This window comes from Rothia sp. HMSC069C04, from assembly GCF_001812895.1.
GTDB lineage: Bacteria > Actinomycetota > Actinomycetes > Actinomycetales > Micrococcaceae > Rothia.
This window is the reverse complement of the sequence record NZ_KV810767.1, coordinates 1-215: the sequence shown is the minus strand read 5'-3', so window position 1 is coordinate 215 and position 215 is coordinate 1. Positions and strand designations below refer to the sequence as shown.

Below are 215 nucleotides of genomic sequence, written 5' to 3'. Positions count from 1 at the left end.
GCATCGGTCAACGCTCAATACGACCGGCTCTTGGACTACGTCCACGACAAGCTCCCCGCCGTGTGTGATCACCTCGATCAAGCCAGGGCAGACGTCCTCGCGTTCGCGTCCTTCCCCACCGGGGTGTGGACCCAGATCTGGTCCAACAACCCCAACGAACGCCTCAACCGCGAAATCCGCCGCCGCACCGACACCGTGGGAATCTTCCCCAACCG

At 63.3% G+C, this 215-nt stretch carries 1 protein-coding gene; it reads left to right on the top strand.

Annotation, left to right across the window (positions count from 1 at the left end; genetic code table 11):
• On the top strand, positions 1 to 215 hold a 215-nt coding region (locus HMPREF2879_RS09130), incomplete at both ends, for a transposase (RefSeq protein ID WP_210399490.1).